Here is a 15,561-nt window from a genome sequence, read left to right as displayed (position 1 = left end):
CTTTGAAGATCACAGAATTACGCCAATATAGAATCAAAGCAGGCAAAACAGAACAGTGGCTAAGTTGGATGAAGGAAGAACTGTTGCCCTATCAACGTTCACAAGGCATGCGTGTACTGAATACTTACGTCCACACTGGTGATGATGGACATGACTATTTTGTTTGGCTTAGAGAGTTCGACAATGAACAAGCACGCCAGACTCTCTACGAAAAAACATACAACGAGTGGTGGGTTCGCGAGATTCGACCGAAGGTATTTGAGCTAATTGAACAAGACTCAATCAAAGTTACCTTACTTGAATCGGTAGAGATGTAGTCAACTGCAACACCGTAATGCAATATCGAACCGATAACCTTTAGAAACGATGTGGTTTTCGACTGTAAAGTAAGGTGGAAAACTCGTCCATTTGCTTTTGTTCGCGCTTAGCTTCAGCAAGTTGTTTCTCTTTTTCGCGTTTGTCTATCATCCACTCATAGGATTTGCGTTCTTTACGCACGGTTAACCAATATTCTTTACAGTTTTCAACCTGCTCTTTGAAATGACTTTCTGCTTGCTTTTGCTTAGATAAAGTCTCATCTAGCTGGGTAAGGAATCGATTTAAGTGTCCATATTGACTTGCCGTTAGGCCCGCCTGACCACGGTCGACGAGTTGCTGGCAATAATCAAGCCGATACTTTTCAATTTGTTCAACCTGACGGTAATAATCTTCGAGTTCAGAACGCGCTTTGTTCAGTGCAAGCACAGCTTGGTCTTCACGATCCTTAGTTTGCTCAAGTAGAAACTCCATCGCATTATTCACGCGCTATCACCCACCCAAAATGTTTCTAAGCATATTGATGCACATATCGTATGGCACCGATTCTTTCATGCTCTGCTGCAAGTATTCGTCTAACTTCGGTTTCAAAGTAAATGCGCCATCAATAGCAGGATCGGTACCCGGTTTGTACGCTCCAATCGAGACCAAATCTTGATTCTTGCGACAAATAGACAAGACCTGTCGCACCGCTTTTGACATCAGAACGTGCTCTTCGGTCGTGATTTGCGGCATAACACGGCTCACCGACTTCTCGACATCAATCGCCGGATAATGGCCTGCATCCGCCATTTCACGAGAAAGTACAATATGGCCATCAAGAATGGCTCGCGATGCATCCGCTATCGGATCTTGCAAATCATCCCCTTCGGTCAACACGGTAAAGAACGCCGTAATCGAGCCTTGTTCGGCACTTCCATTACCCGCTCGCTCGACCAGCGCTGGCAGCTTGGCAAATACAGAAGGCGGGTAACCTTTCGTCGCTGGCGGCTCACCAACAGAAAGTGCGATTTCACGCTGTGCTTGTGCAAAACGAGTCAACGAGTCCATCAATAGCAGAACATCTAACCCTTGGTCCCTGAAGTATTCAGCAATCGTTAATGCCGTTTGGCACCCCTTTAAGCGCATTAGAGGTGAAGCATCGGCAGGCGCCGCGACCACCACTGAGCGGCGACGACCGTCCTCACCCAAGATCTCTTCGATGAACTCTTTAACTTCACGTCCACGCTCACCTATCAGGCCGACGACCACAACCTGTGCGGTGGTGCCTCGCGTCATCATGCCAAGCGTGACCGATTTACCCACACCAGAACCTGCAAACAGACCGATACGCTGACCTTTACCAACCGTCAACAAACCATTGATGGCTTTTAGGCCAACATCGAGCGGTTCAGAAATTGGTTTTCGAGCCAACGGGTTGATCGGCTCAGCATTAAAAGAGGCACGGTGATCGGTATACAAAGGGCCAAGTCCATCAAGTGGATTCCCAACCCCGTCTATCACGCGCCCAAGTAACTCCATGCCGACAGGCAAACCAGCGTCACTGGTTAAAGGGGTGACTCTCGCGCCAGGTAAAATGCCCGTAATTTGTTCGCTTGGCATTAAAAATAGGTTGCCACCTGAAAAGCCGACAACCTCGGCTTCCATCTGACCTGACATGGTTTCCACTAAGCATAAACTGCCAATCGGTGCGCGACAGCCGGTCGCTTCCAACGTTAATCCAACCACACGCACCAGTTTGCCAGAGGCGACAGGGCGTGTCGTAAGACCTTCAACTTTATAGCTTTTTAAGCGGTCAGCGAGTGCTTGCATGGATTACTCACCCTCTTGATGACGGTTTGCGCCACAAAAGCTGTGCAATACGCTTTTGACGCGTTCTTCCATGCGATAAATAATGCTTGATTCACCGGCTTCAATCTGGACGTCACCTCGATTGAGCGATGGCTCAACAACTAACGTCCAGTTGCGACAATCAAGGTCTTCTTCACCATAAGCTGAACGAATAATCGCGACATCTTCTGGATTCAGGTGCAAGGTAATAGGGTGGCCTGATATTGGTAGTGCTTCGACCGACTGCTTCACTGTATCTAAAATAATTTGAGGGTTGGTTTGTACTTCAACGTGCACCACTTCTTTGACTAAACAGAGCACCATATCCACTAGCTGCTTTTCAACCTGAGCATTCATCAACTCCAAAGGTTGAGCAAACTGATTGGCCAAGTTCATGAAGGTTTCAACTTGCTGCTGAATGTATTCTTGCCCTGCAGTTACCCCTTCAGCTTTTCCGAGCTCGAGACCTTCAGCATGGCCGGCTTGCAACCCTTCTTCTTTACCTTTGTCGTAACCTTGCTTAAAGCCAGCTTCCTGACCTTGATGTAAGCCTTCTTGATAAGCACCTTGCTTAATCAGTTCAATTTGCTCTTCGGTTAGCGCAAGTGGCTGCTCTTCTTCAGGCTCATCAAAATTCGGCACCCATCCCGGGTCATAGTTGAACGCGGTTTGTTTTGCTTGTTTGGCTTTAGGCTCGCCATAATCAGGCAGCCCCCAACGTTGAGGTTCGATCATCGAATCATCTTCATCAGGACGGATAAATCCACGTTTTCTATCGCCAGCCATGGGTTACCTATTGTGTGTTCGATTAAGAAGTGAGGGTGCTCCGCAATAGGATAATTGCGAAGCAATAGAAATTATAAGAATTCGTCAGCACCGCCAGATAGCATGAGCTCACCAGCATCCGCCATTCGACGGGCAATTGCTAAGATTTCTTTCTGAGCGGCTTCTACATCTGCCACTCGTACTGGCGGCATCGCTTCTATGTCATCACGCATCATATCAGCAGCACGTTTAGACATATTCTTGAAGACTTTCTCACGTAACGAGTCATCTGCACCTTTGAGTGCTTTTTGCAACACGTCTTGTGGTACGTCACGCAGCAACTTCTGAATACCTTGGTCGTCCACCTCGACTAAGTTTTCGAAGACAAACATTAGGTCTTGGATTTGCGTCGCCATGTCTTCGTCCTGATCGCGAATTTGTTCCATCAACAAACCTTCGACGTTGTTGTCTAGGTAGTTCATGATCTCCGCTGCTGCTTTCAGGCCGCCAATTTTGGCTGCTTGTGCACCCGCTTGACCCGCGAACTGTTTCTCCATGATTTCGTTCAGCTCTGCCAATGCTGATGGCTGAACTTCTTCAAGGTTGGCAATACGCATCATCAGATCCAAACGCACGCGCTCAGGGAACTGAGACAAAATCTCTGCAGATTGGTCTGCTTCTAAATAAGACAGTACGATAGTTTGAATCTGTGGGTGTTCATTGACAATAATGCTCGCCACTTGGCGTGGGTCCATCCATTTCAAAGAATCCAAACCCTTTGAGCCCGTACCAAGTAGGATCTGGTCAACTAAGTTGTTGGCTTTGTCTTCACCAAGAGCGGCAACCAATGCATTACGCATAAAGTCTTCGCTGCCCATACCAATGTTGGTGTATTTCTGGATATCCTCCAAAAACGCACGATGAACAGCAGATACCTTGTCTTGGCTGAGATCCTTCGCGCGAGCCATCGCACTACCAACACGCTGAACCTGTTTTGGTTCTAGGTGACGGATAATGCCAGCTGCATCTTGTTCATTAAGGCTCAGTAGCAAAATTGCCGCTTTTTCTTCGCCAGTAATGGTTGAAACATCCAGCTCTACTGGCATTCCCGCGGCGTTGTCATCTTGAGGTACGATATCGTTAGCCATTGTCATTCATCCAGTTTTTCACTACTTGAGCAGCCAGTTCAGGTTCATTCGCAACCAGAGCGCGAACCGCTTTCAATACATCTTCATCTTTATGAAGGTTTGGCAAATCAATACTTGAGCCAAACTCGAACAGTTCGCTGCTTTCGATGTCACTGCCAATCAAGCTAGTTTCACCATCCGCACCAATCGGCAAGCCGTCTGGTCCGTACATTTCGTCTTCATCATCGCTGGTAGGGTTAAGCAATTTCTTCATTGCTGGGCGAACCAGAACCAACACAACCACAATAATCACTAATGCACTTGCGAACCAACGAACCCAATCACTGAAGTTAGGGTGCTCCCAAATTGGTGGTTCTTCTAGCTGCTCAGCCTCTGGCTCAGCAAACTTTACACTCAATACATTCAGCAAATCGCCACGGCCTTGATCAAAGCCAACGGTACCAATTAATACTTGGCGAATGGCATTGATTTCAGATTCGGACATTGGGGTATAAGTCACTTCACCCGTATCAGGGTTAACTTGACGACGGTCTTTAATCGCAACAGAAACGGTCTGACGAGCCACTGTCCCGGTCTGCTTTCGCTCGTGGCTGATGGTCGTATCAAGTTCAAAGTTACGCGTGGATTCTTTACGAACTGAACCCTGCCCCATGACAGAACCATCTTTCATTTGAGCCACATCTTGCGGAATTGAGGCATCCGCTGGAGGCTGATTACTCAACGCACCCGGAATACCCGCTACCATGTTACCGTTATTGTAATCTTCGAGTGCGTACTCACTGCGGGTCGCAGGGGTGTTTGGATCAAAGCGTTTGCGGGTTTGTTCAACCGCACTGAAGTCCATTTGGATATCAACCTGCGCCGTATAGTTGCCATAACCTAAAATGGGTAATAGTACGGAATCAATTTTTTCGCGCAGCGCTTGCTCTTGGCTGCGTTCTAATTCTTGTTCTTTGCGTCGCGCCGCAGAAGCGGGATCTTGGGAGCCTGAGCTGAGTAAGCGGCCATGCTGATCTGTGACGGTAATTCGAGAAGTTTTCATTCCCGGCACAGCACTAGCCACCATGTCGACAATAGAATCCACTTCTTGTTGCTTAAGGTTCGTGCCTGTCGACAATGTCAAAAATACCGACGCAGACGCTTCTTGGTTATGACGCACAAACACGCTGTGCTTTGGCAGTGCCAATAACACTCGTGCTTTGCGAACTTGCTTCATTTCTTCAATTGCTTGAGCCAATTGGCGCTCTCGACTGAGTTTGAGACGCTCTTGCTCGAGACGTTGTGAAACACCAAAACCCATGTCTTGCAGCAAAATATCATCGCCCGCTTCTGTAGCTTGGTTAACGCCGGAACGAACCATGCCAAGTTTGATCGAGTTGTACTCACTCGATTCAACAGAAACAGTATTGCCATCAAGCTTATAATTGATTTTCTGCTGGTCCAGATAATCCAGAACGGGGATCAATTCTTCGGTCTCATACGCACCAAGTGGGCGCATTTCCGGTTCTTTGACCCAAAAGAACAGCATCACGATCAATGCAACACAGATGGATATCGACAGCACAAGCACAACCTGACGAAGTAAATCGAGGTCGCCCACTGCCATATCGAATTTTGACGCACTACGCTCCTCTAGATCTGGATTTTGACTCTCCACATCCACATCGGAACTTGCTACCAGTGCACCATCTGAGCCGCCTTCAGTGACGGTTAAATCTGTAGACTTGTCTGCCACACTTATTACCTAAATTACACTGGCATGTTCATGAGATCTTTATATGCCTCAACGAGTTTATTGCGAATTTGAACCGTCGCATCAAAAGCGACACTAGACTTGTTACGAGCGATCATAACGTCAGAAAGGGATACATCGGCATCACCACGATCAAAACGGGTTTGTAAATCACCAGATGCTTTTTGAAGTGTGTTTACGTTATTGATGGCTTTAGTTAGGAGATCGTTAAAATCTGCTCCAACTTTCGCCCCACTTGCAGTAGGAGCCGTATTGGTTGCTTCTACCATCATGGCGCGCATTTCTGCCTGAATACCATCAATTTTCATTAGCACCTCTAAGCCAAAAGATTGACTATTAACAAAACTGATTATTGACACAGCAATTAACGTGCCATAAGACATTAGCAATCAATTTACTTACACTTTTTGTCTTATGGCCGTTGTCTGTGTTAATTCGGGATATCTATACCAGCATCACGCATTTTGGCAAGCTTATAGCGCAAGGTTCGAGGGCTTATACCCAGTTTCTCCGCCATTTCTTTGCGGCGACCATTACACTCAACCAAAGTCTCCAAAATAATGGCGTATTCTTGATCGCGCAGCTCGCTGCCTAAGCCTTCTCCACCAGTTACTGGGCGGCTGACACTCTCAGCTTGAGCAACTGGCTTAACATTGGGCACGACCATATCTGCATTTTGCACCACGTGTTGCAAGCTATTGGCATCTTGCCAATCTACGCCCTCGAGCAAAATGTGCTCTGCATCGATGTCGCCATTTTCACTTAATATCAGCGCTCGTTGAACCACGTTATCCAATTCACGAACATTACCCGGCCAAGGGTATTGCAATAGTTTTTCTAACGCAACGGTCGAGAATTGAGGCACTGGCATGCCCATTTTGCTGCAATGACGCTCAGCAAGATGCTTGGCAAGCGGTGCAATATCGCCTTTACGTTCTTTAAGTGCAGGCCACGCAATTGGGAATACATTCAGGCGGTAATATAAGTCCTCTCTGAAGTTTCCTTCTGACACGTATTGCTTAAGATCACGGTTACTCGTCGCTAACACACGAACATCTAACTTGATGCTTTTGCGACTGCCTAGGCGCTCTACTTCGCGCTCTTGTAGAACACGCAATAACTTCGCTTGCAGGTTCAAGTCCATTTCGCTGATTTCATCAAGCAAGATTGTGCCACCTTGCGCTTGTTCGAACTTTCCTGGGCATGCCTGAACAGCACCAGTAAATGCGCCCTTTTCATAGCCAAACAGTGTTGCTTCGAGCATATTGTCAGGAATCGCGGCACAGTTAATTGCGACAAAAGGACCATTTTTACGATTTGACGCGTTGTGAATATAGCGCGACATCACTTCTTTACCTGAGCCACTAGGACCTAGCACCATAACATTCGCATCTGTACGTGCCACTTTATCGGCCAACGCAAGTAGACGCAGACTTTTTTCATCTGCCACGACCGCGTCACCATTGTCATCGCTTTTGATCGGTGCATATCGACTGACCATGTTCAGCAATACTTCTGGTGCAAATGGTTTCGCCATGTAGTCAATCGCGCCATCTTTCATTGCAGACACGGCATCTTCAATGTTGGCGTACGCCGTCATTAGCAATACTGGTAAGTTAGGCCAATTCTGCTTGATGCTTTTGAGCAGAGCTAAGCCACCCATACCCGCCATTTGCACATCAGAAACGACGATATCAACCGTATTCGATTTCAGCTTTAACAGTGCATCTTCAGCACAGTCCGCTTCCAACCACTCATACCCTGCCAGAGCCAGAGTATCGACTAGGGCTTCACGAAGACCTTCATCGTCTTCTACGATCAGCACTTTGCTTTGCGCCATTATGATTCTCCAGAAATTGTTATTACCAAAAGCCGCTTATTGCGCTTCTGTTTGCACTCGCTCTAGCGGAATGCACATGGTGAAGCAGGCTCCATCACCCTGCTCTGAAATAAGTTCCAATCGACCGTCATGGGCACGGCAAACCATTTGAACAACTGCCAACCCTAATCCAGTTCCTTGAGAACGTGTGGTAAAAAATGGCTCCATAATTTTGGCTTGCAGTTCTTCGGGCACTCCCGGTCCGCTGTCTTGCACAGAAATGCGTAACTCACCATTTACCGGGCGGAAAAAAATATCGACTTGCGATTCTTTACCAGACATTTGAATCGCATTCATGACCAGATTACTTAATGCGGATGCAATGGCGTTCGCATTGCCTAGTAGCTCAGTTTGTTCTTCTTCCACTTCTAGGCAGTAATCAATACTGTTGTTTTTTAGCGCGGTTTCGACCATCGGCTGATATTCCGCTACCAACTGGGCAATCGTAAATGGCTTAATGACCTTATTATCACCACCTTTAGCAAAAAGCAGCATATCATTAACCTGCTTTTCCAAATCGTGCAGTCGATCCATTAATTTGGTTTGGAAGCGATCTTTTGTCGCTGGAGGAAGATTTGGCGCTCCCAAATTGGATGCATATAACATAGCGCTCGACAGCGGCGTTCTTACTTGGTGAGCAAGCGACGCAACCATACGTCCTAACGACGATAAGCGCTGTAAATCACTGACACGAGCTTGAAGTAAACGGGTTTCGGTTAAATCGGTAATCAGGATCAATTGACCTGTTGTGGACGCCGAGATGGCGAGTCGAACTTTACGGCCATTACGTAATGAAACTTCGTGGCCATCATCTTCACGTGGGTCAAACACCGCCTGGATAACGTTGAACCATTTTTCGTTAACCAGTGGAATCTTAAGAATTCGGTGCGCTTCTGGATTTGCTTCACGCACTACTCCGTACGTATCGAGCAAAATCACTCCAGCAGGCATCACATCGAGCACCTGTTTGTAGCGCTCAACCTGATTCTCTACGGAATCTAAATGGGATTGATTGGTGTTGTTATCCATTACTGCCTGTCGAAATATCGCCGCTAAAACTAAAATAGCTTGGTAAGCAATTAGCGTACCAAGCTATTTTTTATATTTATCAGGACGTTAAGCTATCGACAATAAGTTGACACTCAGAGATAACGGTTTTGGATGCCAGAAAAACGATGTTAACTAGCACAAGTGATAATTCAGATATCGTCTTAAAACTTCACTTTACCTAGCGCTGTAAGTTGTACTTACGCATTTTTTCCACCAGCGTAGTACGTCGCATACCCAGCATGTCGGCCGCTCTTGCTACAACGCCACCCTGCGCTTCTAATGCTTGGCTGATCATATTAACTTCTAAATCAGCCAGCAGCTCTTTCAAATTAACCCCTTCCGGTGGCAGCGCTTGCGGGGCGTTCATGCTGTGATCAAGGTCGTCTTGATCTTCAAAGCTAAAATCTTCAGAGAAGATATCTTGGAATACATCACGCTCTTGCTCTTCCACCGAAACAAATGGATTGCTCTCTGGTTGGAACTCTGGGATGTCACTGTAGCGATATTTGGTTGGTAGATGGTTTACATCCACTAAGCTATTTGGATACAGAATAATCATTCGCTCAACAAGATTAGCCAACTCGCGTACGTTGCCCGGCCAGTTATGCTCCATCAGTGAGTTGATTGCACGAGGTGTAAAACAGATAGGTTGTCCGCCCTCCGCCTCTAAACGTGTCATCAGTTCTTGCAGCAGCAATGGTATATCTTGTTTGCGCTCTTTCAGCGCTGGCATCTCAATCGGAAACACGTTCAGACGATAGAACAAGTCTTCTCGGAACGTGCCTTCTTCAATCATATTTTCTAGATTACGGTGTGTCGCCGCCACAACTCGAACATTTACCTTGATGGTACTATTGCCACCTACACGTTCAAAGCAGCGTTCTTGCAATACACGAAGCAACTTTACTTGCATCGACATTGGCATATCGCCAATCTCATCAAGAAAGATCGTGCCACCGTCTGCGAGCTCAAATCGACCTTTACGGGCAGTTAACGCACCAGTAAACGCGCCTTTTTCGTGACCAAATAATTCGCTTTCTAGGAGCTCAGGCGGTATTGCACCGCAGTTAATAGGTACAAATGCGCCATCGCGGTATGAAGAGTGATAGTGGATGTTACGCGCAACAACTTCTTTACCTGTACCGGACTCACCTAAGATCAACACGTTTGCTTCCGTGTTTGATACTTGCTCGATCAGGTGTCGAACTTCTTGAATACCTCTACTTTGACCAACTAAGCTGCGAAAAAGCGTGTTTTTGCGTGCACTAGCAACAACATTCACTCCTTTTCGCCCCAGAAAATCTTTGCAGTGGCGTAACGCTTCACTAAGCTGTGGGTAATTAAGCGGCAGCTCTAGTTCACCAACAAAATTTGGAAGATCATCAACAGGCAAAGGAAAACGGCCCATGACTAGAAGAGGGATGTGGTAAGCGCTGTTTAAATGAGAGATAACCGTACTCGCCGCTTGACCTGCTGGAATATTACCAACAATACAGCACGACCATACGCTAGACCAATCAACATCGCTGAGCTGATCAGAACTGACCGCTTCGCAATTTTCTCCAACAAATTCCAATATATTGCTTAAATTTAAACGACTTGATGCGTCATCATCAATTACAAGCAGCTTTGCCAAACCATGCATAAGTAAGAATGATTGCCTTTATTTTAGGTGCGTTGCGGCCAAACCTTGATTTGCGCAATTGGGTGCTAAAGAAGGCAGAACCACCACACTCAATTTACGATAGACAAAATAGGAAAATCAGCAACAAAAAAGCCATTAGGGCTACTAATGGCTTCTATTTTATTTGAATATAAAAATAAGGCAACCAAGCAATGGAGAGGTGTGAGCTTGATAGAAACTTTGCTACACAACTCGTTGCGCAATTGACAAATATATTCGTCTAGTATCTTAACGCATTGTTTTGACTATTAAATACCAACTTCAGCAGCGGTAAGATTATGAAACTCTGTTGGGATTTGGTCCCAAGCGGACTTGATCTCACGGATAATGTCGATAACGTCGTCGATCAGCTGAGGCTCATTTTGATGGTTAGCAGCAGAAATTTGCGTGATCATAAACTCATACAGTGAATCTAAGTTTGAAGCAATATCACCACCGTCATCCATAGATAGACAGCTGCGTAGCGCGATAATGATGTCTAACGCTTTACCCAAGCGCTCACCTTTTGCTGGAATATTGCCTGCTTGCATGGCTGCTTTACCTTGAATAAGGCGCTCAATCGCACCAGCCATAAGCATTTGAATGACTTTGTGCGGAGAAGCCGCGCTAAGCTGGCTGTCGACTGATACCTTTTTGTATGCTTGCAAAGAACCGCGCATAGTAATCCTCTTTTAAATAAATTTTTTGTACTGCTGAAGTGAACGCTGGCCATAACGAAACTTATGGAGCTCTTTTCCGACCTTTGACGTTTCCGATTGCATCAGCTCGACAATTCTTTTGGTACGAGTTAGCAACGCTTGCCACTCTGCATCCTGCTTAACCAAAGGATTTTGATGAATAATTGGTAACAGGTTTTGCAATAACCGTTCCCTGATATCGACCAAGCGAAGAATTTCTTCAGCATTAAAATCAATTTTTTCTAATTCTTGCGTAATTAGTTGATCTATATCACTAATTTCCATGAGTTCTTTTTGCATTTATTAACCCAACGCACTCATCAAAGCGCCTAACTGGCCTTGCATTTTACCGGTTGCATCTTGCATCGCGGTAAACTTCGCATGAGTACGCTTCTCTAGGCTTTCCATGCGGCGATCTAATGCCGCTTGATCGTCACTCAAACGGTAGTTTTGTTCTGTGAGACTTTTTTCTCGAGTACGAATACTGCCTGTAATACCTGTGATACCGTGAATCGCATCTTCTACTCGTTTAGCAAAACCTGTGTTGCCACCGAAGAACTTTTCTAACTCGTTGAAGTTATTGTTCAACTGGCGATCTAGCATGTCATAGTTGATTTCTAGGGTGCCTTGACGTGTGGTCGTAATGCCAAATTCTGTTAAGGACTTTAGGTTTTCAGGCGCCTTATCGATTCGAGTAGAAAAGACCGATTTTAATCGTGAATCTGCACTGCGTACGGTGCTGTCACCTGACAACGGCCCTTTTTGACCAGTTACCGGATCCACACTCGCCAACGCTTGGGAGGTTTGATAAAACGAGTTATACGCTGCCACAAAGTTTTCGATATCGTTGCGTACACTTTGACGGTCGTACTCGACACCAATTTCAGCAGGCGGTTTATTCGGTTCTGATTTGCCTTTTAGCGTTAAATCAACACCTTCGATCGCATCTTCAATCACATTGTTGTGGCTAGATAGCTTTGCCACTCCATCAAGCAGAACTTCTGAATCTTGCCCTGCTTGTACTTCTGTCATCCCAAGGTATTCTTCAAAAGCAGATTGTGCCTTTGCGATTTTCGCTTCTGCTTCATCAATTTTTTCCAGACGCTCACGTTCTTGAGGATCAAGTTTAGCGCGATGAATTTGCTTAGCTTGCGCTTCGGAAAGTTCACCACGTGCCACTTTTTCGTCTAACGCTTGCTTTTCACTCGCAATTTTTTGCTCGATTTCCGCTTTTTCTTGCTCAAGAAGCTGCTTAGCCTCTTTCGTCGTAACGTAAGAATCGGTTAGGGTGCCCGATGCGGCATTATTCCAGCCTGGAACATCTGGTGCCTTCTCTATTGCCTTTTCGTCGAGTTCGAGCTCTGGTTCTTCATAAGAGTCCAACAAAGTACCTGACGCAGTTTCTGTCCACCCTGGAATTCTGTCTTCAGGGCGTAAACTCGCGCGTCGGTTGGCTTCATCAATGGCTTCTTGACCAGCTTTGGCTGCTTCTGCACCCGCCGCAGAGATTGGCGCTTGCGATGCATCATCTTGTACATCGTCTGCCGCTTTTTGCTCTTCTGGAGGTAGAGGATTGCCGTTTGCATCCAGCTCTTCTGCTGGTTGTTCCGGAAATTTAAGAGGACCTAAGACATCTTCCGCCGCTGAACGAGCTTCTTCAAGCGCGTTGACGCGGTCTTCAAGTGTTTGGTATTCGAAATATTTAAGAGGGTTGCCTTTTTCTGCCTCCACACTGACTCTGATTTGATGATCCTTACCAGAGAGGTTAGAAGCAAGGATAAGGCGTGGACCTTCGACGTCGTTAATAAGAGATGCACGAACGCCAGGGTTATCTTTAGCGCCATTGATGCCACGTACGACATTGATGAGCTTAGATCGGGAACGAACATCGATATTAAAACGCTCATCACCAAGCGAAATCTGCAGCTTACCAGGGCCAAATTTTGCGTCTTCTGGCAATACGTCAGAAGCGACTTTATGGCTCTGAGCAAGCTGCAACACATCGATAGCATATTTGCCAGCGATAGCATCTGTGGTTGCCGTGGCAGATACAATATTGTCATTGGTCGTTTCGACGGTGCGAACGGCAAATGCTTTCTCCTGACGAAAGTTCGCCATGAGATTTTTCATCGTATCCAATGATTCTCTGAGTCGTCCGTAAGCACTGATACTGGCATCAATTGTCGTGCGTTCGTTGTCGATGCGTTGCTGCTTTGGTACGCGTTCGGCATCCACAATTTTGCTGACCATGGAATTAATATCCATGCCGCCAGACATCCCCAAAGGGCCTAAACTCATCAAATCACCTCTAAAAACGACTTACACTTTTTCAGTCAACAACCCGCTGTTGGCTGTGTGCTCAGCTAGGCGACGCAATACCACTAGCATTTCTTCATCAGGAATTTGACGAATCACGTCACCGGTATTGGCTTCATAAATCGTCACCACATCTCGTCCGGATTCTTCATCCACTCGAAATGCGACTCCTTTGTTTATGGACGTGACAAATTCATTCATTTGTGCGACCAATTTTTCACGTTCTTCTTTGTTCAGTTCTTGACGGCTTTCAGCCATCTCGATCGCAGCTTGAACAGAGAAGTCGTATTCGGTGTTTTTCGCTTTTTGCGGCGAAATCTCACCATTTGAATTTGCTGGGCTAGACGTGCCTATATCATTGCCATTTTTATTTGCAAACTTTGTGCCATTTGGCGTGCCGTAAGGCTGGATGTTCGATGCGTAGGAGGATATATCCATTACAATCTCCCTTCCACCTTATGGGCTAACGATAGAATCTATCGCTTTGGTGCCCCAGCACTAAGGTGTTGACCTCAGGCTGGGTTTACCACTTAGCCCAACAAGCTTAGCGCTGCAGATGGAGACTGCTTCGCTTGAGCCAGGATTGAAGTACTTGCTTGCTGAAGAATTTGCGACTTAGTCATCGCAGTGGTTTCCTTCGCGTAATCAGTATCTTTAATACGGCTTTTAGACGCGTTAACGTTCTCGTTAATGTTGTCTAGGTTGCTGATTGCGTGGTTGAAGCGGTTTTGGAAAGCACCGAGTGAAGCTCGTTGGCTGTCTACGGACTTAAGAGCGCCGTCGATAACCGCTACTGCTTCTTGAGAGCCAGCTACTGTGGTTACGTCGATGTCTTTCACTGTTACGTCTTTCGGACCACCAAAGCCGATCTCGTCTGCTAGGTTGCCAGAAAACTCAACATCACCTTCAACTTTTTGAGAAGAAGCAAATACTTGTAGTTTGCCATCTTCGCCAACAGAGGCTTTTACATCATCGTTTTGACCGTTGATGTATGTCGCTAGCTGCTCAATATCATCGCCTTGCTTAGCGCTGATTGATAGCTCTTTCTCTTCACCCTGCTTGTTGGTGTAGCTCATTTTGAACTCTGTTTTCTCACCAACAGTCCAAGATGCGTCTTTACCCTCTTCTGCTGCGTAGCTCTTACCACCCATTGCTGAAGTGTCTGAGCGTAGGTTACCCATAGAAAGCATCACTGCTTCACCTGAGTCCGCACCGATTTGGAAAGATTGAGTACCGTAAGTACCGTTTAGAAGCTTGTTACCACCGAAAGAGGTAGTTTCAGCAATACGGTTTAGCTCGTCGTTTAGCGCTGTTACTTCTTCTTGGATCGCTACACGTTCTGCTTTTGAGTTAGAGCCGTTCGCCGATTGAAGCGAAAGATCACGCATACGTTGTAGGATGTTGGTAGATTCATTCATTGCACCTTCAGCAACCTGTGCAATAGAAATACCGTCGTTTGCGTTTTTCACTGCCATGTCTAGGCCACGGCTTTGTGCATTCAAACGGTTTGAAATCTGTAGACCTGCAGCATCGTCTTTCGCGCTATTGATTTTATAACCCGAAGACAAACGCTCCATTGATTTTTGTTGACCGTCAGCTGCCTGGTTTAGGTAACGCTGTGCAGTCATCGCAGAAACGTTAGTATTAACGTTAATCGCCATAATTGATCTCCTTAAGGCTTTAGTGAATGTACCGTCGTGTCTCTCACCTCACTTAGGTACATCTCATTTCTCTCAGTCCCTTTAACGGCGACCGATGAATATCCTTTAGAAGAAATTTTCAATTTTTTGCGATTATTTTCTTTGGCTTACTGAAATGTGATGAAGCTCTAATGTCGTGATTCGCAGAAATTCTGAGTCCCCAAAAGACAGAAAAAAACCCAGCCGAAGCTGGGTTTACTCGCTCATCTCTCACCACGAGCCAATGAGGTTCTCGTCTTAGGTTTGAAATTAACCTAGCAGACTTAGCGCTGAGTTAGGCGCTTGTTTCGCTTGCGCAAGGATTGAGCTTGACGCTTGCGATAGAATTTGTGATTTGGTCATTGCCGTCGTTTCTTTCGCGAAGTCAGTATCTTTGATACGGCTCTTCGACGCATTCACGTTCTCGTTAATGTTGTCCAAGTTGCTGATTGCGTGGTTGAAACG

16 protein-coding genes are annotated in these 15,561 nt (G+C 46.1%); 1 reads left to right on the top strand and 15 read right to left on the bottom strand.

The genetic code is table 11. From position 1 onward, the window contains the following. Positions 1 to 2: 2 nt before the first annotated feature. Positions 3 to 317, top strand: coding sequence for an NIPSNAP family protein (locus tag R7P35_RS11160; RefSeq protein WP_042524102.1), 315 nt, complete (start codon positions 3 to 5; stop codon positions 315 to 317). Between the two features lie 40 nt (positions 318 to 357). Here the strand turns inward: R7P35_RS11160 and fliJ are convergent, their stop codons facing one another. The 15 genes from fliJ to R7P35_RS11085 form a co-directional block, all read right to left on the bottom strand. Further along, positions 358 to 801 carry a flagellar export protein FliJ gene (gene fliJ / locus R7P35_RS11155; RefSeq protein ID WP_005380474.1) on the bottom strand — a complete coding sequence of 148 codons (444 nt, stop codon included), beginning with the start codon at positions 799 to 801 and terminating at the stop codon, positions 358 to 360. Positions 802 to 807: 6 nt separating this feature from the next. Then, entirely contained in the window at positions 808 to 2,127 is a 1,320-nt protein-coding gene (gene fliI / locus R7P35_RS11150) for a flagellar protein export ATPase FliI (protein WP_136976999.1), read from the bottom strand. 3 nt (positions 2,128 to 2,130) lie between these two features. Then, on the bottom strand, positions 2,131 to 2,931 hold the full coding sequence (gene fliH / locus R7P35_RS11145) for a flagellar assembly protein FliH (protein WP_047102856.1): 801 nt from the start codon (positions 2,929 to 2,931) through the stop codon (positions 2,131 to 2,133). A 71-nt stretch (positions 2,932 to 3,002) separates the two neighbouring features. Then, complete coding sequence (gene fliG, locus R7P35_RS11140; protein ID WP_005380470.1) at positions 3,003 to 4,058, bottom strand: flagellar motor switch protein FliG; 1,056 nt, start codon at positions 4,056 to 4,058, stop codon at positions 3,003 to 3,005. Then, on the bottom strand, positions 4,051 to 5,793 hold the full coding sequence (fliF, locus tag R7P35_RS11135; protein ID WP_005380462.1) for a flagellar basal-body MS-ring/collar protein FliF: 1,743 nt from the start codon (positions 5,791 to 5,793) through the stop codon (positions 4,051 to 4,053). The genes fliG and fliF overlap by 8 nt, the downstream gene beginning before the upstream one ends. A gap of 14 nt (positions 5,794 to 5,807) precedes the next feature. Further along, complete coding sequence (gene fliE, locus R7P35_RS11130; RefSeq protein ID WP_005384482.1) at positions 5,808 to 6,119, bottom strand: flagellar hook-basal body complex protein FliE; 312 nt, start codon at positions 6,117 to 6,119, stop codon at positions 5,808 to 5,810. A 122-nt stretch (positions 6,120 to 6,241) separates the two neighbouring features. Continuing rightward, complete coding sequence (locus R7P35_RS11125) at positions 6,242 to 7,651, bottom strand: sigma-54-dependent transcriptional regulator (RefSeq protein WP_053349543.1); 1,410 nt, start codon at positions 7,649 to 7,651, stop codon at positions 6,242 to 6,244. Positions 7,652 to 7,687: 36 nt separating this feature from the next. Then, a complete protein-coding gene (locus R7P35_RS11120; RefSeq protein WP_213904888.1) occupies positions 7,688 to 8,719 on the bottom strand; it encodes a sensor histidine kinase in 1,032 nt (343 codons plus the stop codon). Between the two features lie 199 nt (positions 8,720 to 8,918). Continuing rightward, the gene (locus tag R7P35_RS11115) at positions 8,919 to 10,385 is read right to left on the bottom strand and encodes a sigma-54 dependent transcriptional regulator (protein WP_005384490.1); all 1,467 of its coding nucleotides are present in this window, start codon (positions 10,383 to 10,385) and stop codon (positions 8,919 to 8,921) included. A gap of 287 nt (positions 10,386 to 10,672) precedes the next feature. Further along, positions 10,673 to 11,083: a flagellar export chaperone FliS gene (gene fliS, locus R7P35_RS11110; RefSeq protein WP_005380457.1), complete on the bottom strand. Its 411-nt coding sequence runs from the start codon at positions 11,081 to 11,083 to the stop codon at positions 10,673 to 10,675. 12 nt (positions 11,084 to 11,095) lie between these two features. Further along, positions 11,096 to 11,401 carry a flagellar protein FliT gene (locus R7P35_RS11105; protein WP_005380456.1) on the bottom strand — a complete coding sequence of 102 codons (306 nt, stop codon included), beginning with the start codon at positions 11,399 to 11,401 and terminating at the stop codon, positions 11,096 to 11,098. A 3-nt stretch (positions 11,402 to 11,404) separates the two neighbouring features. Further along, entirely contained in the window at positions 11,405 to 13,399 is a 1,995-nt protein-coding gene (gene fliD, locus R7P35_RS11100; protein WP_258458533.1) for a flagellar filament capping protein FliD, read from the bottom strand. Positions 13,400 to 13,420: 21 nt separating this feature from the next. Then, complete coding sequence (flaG, locus tag R7P35_RS11095) at positions 13,421 to 13,855, bottom strand: flagellar protein FlaG (protein ID WP_005384493.1); 435 nt, start codon at positions 13,853 to 13,855, stop codon at positions 13,421 to 13,423. Between the two features lie 92 nt (positions 13,856 to 13,947). After that, entirely contained in the window at positions 13,948 to 15,078 is a 1,131-nt protein-coding gene (locus R7P35_RS11090) for a flagellin (protein ID WP_005380449.1), read from the bottom strand. 288 nt (positions 15,079 to 15,366) lie between these two features. Continuing rightward, the coding region (locus R7P35_RS11085; RefSeq protein WP_031855108.1) for a flagellin at positions 15,367 to 15,561 on the bottom strand (195 nt) is incomplete at its 5' end.

Source organism: Vibrio sp. Vb0304 (assembly GCF_033338995.1).
In the GTDB taxonomy this organism is placed as follows: domain Bacteria; phylum Pseudomonadota; class Gammaproteobacteria; order Enterobacterales; family Vibrionaceae; genus Vibrio; species Vibrio alginolyticus.
The sequence above is the reverse complement of the archived record's forward strand: the minus strand, read 5'-3'. Positions and strand labels throughout refer to the sequence as shown.

Bases quoted from the DNA above. Each gene is read 5' to 3' on its own strand.
- fliI (WP_136976999.1), bottom strand. From the start codon at position 2,127: ATGCAAGCACTCGCTGACCGCTTAAAAAGCTATAAAGTTGAAGGTCTT.
- fliH (WP_047102856.1), bottom strand. From the start codon at position 2,931: ATGGCTGGCGATAGAAAACGTGGATTTATCCGTCCTGATGAAGATGAT.
- fliG (WP_005380470.1), bottom strand. From the start codon at position 4,058: ATGGCTAACGATATCGTACCTCAAGATGACAACGCCGCGGGAATGCCA.
- fliE (WP_005384482.1), bottom strand. From the start codon at position 6,119: ATGAAAATTGATGGTATTCAGGCAGAAATGCGCGCCATGATGGTAGAA.
- R7P35_RS11125 (WP_053349543.1), bottom strand. From the start codon at position 7,651: ATGGCGCAAAGCAAAGTGCTGATCGTAGAAGACGATGAAGGTCTTCGT.
- R7P35_RS11120 (WP_213904888.1), bottom strand. From the start codon at position 8,719: ATGGATAACAACACCAATCAATCCCATTTAGATTCCGTAGAGAATCAG.
- R7P35_RS11115 (WP_005384490.1), bottom strand. From the start codon at position 10,385: ATGCATGGTTTGGCAAAGCTGCTTGTAATTGATGATGACGCATCAAGT.
- fliS (WP_005380457.1), bottom strand. From the start codon at position 11,083: ATGCGCGGTTCTTTGCAAGCATACAAAAAGGTATCAGTCGACAGCCAG.
- R7P35_RS11105 (WP_005380456.1), bottom strand. From the start codon at position 11,401: ATGCAAAAAGAACTCATGGAAATTAGTGATATAGATCAACTAATTACG.
- fliD (WP_258458533.1), bottom strand. From the start codon at position 13,399: ATGAGTTTAGGCCCTTTGGGGATGTCTGGCGGCATGGATATTAATTCC.
- flaG (WP_005384493.1), bottom strand. From the start codon at position 13,855: ATGGATATATCCTCCTACGCATCGAACATCCAGCCTTACGGCACGCCA.
- R7P35_RS11090 (WP_005380449.1), bottom strand. From the start codon at position 15,078: ATGGCGATTAACGTTAATACTAACGTTTCTGCGATGACTGCACAGCGT.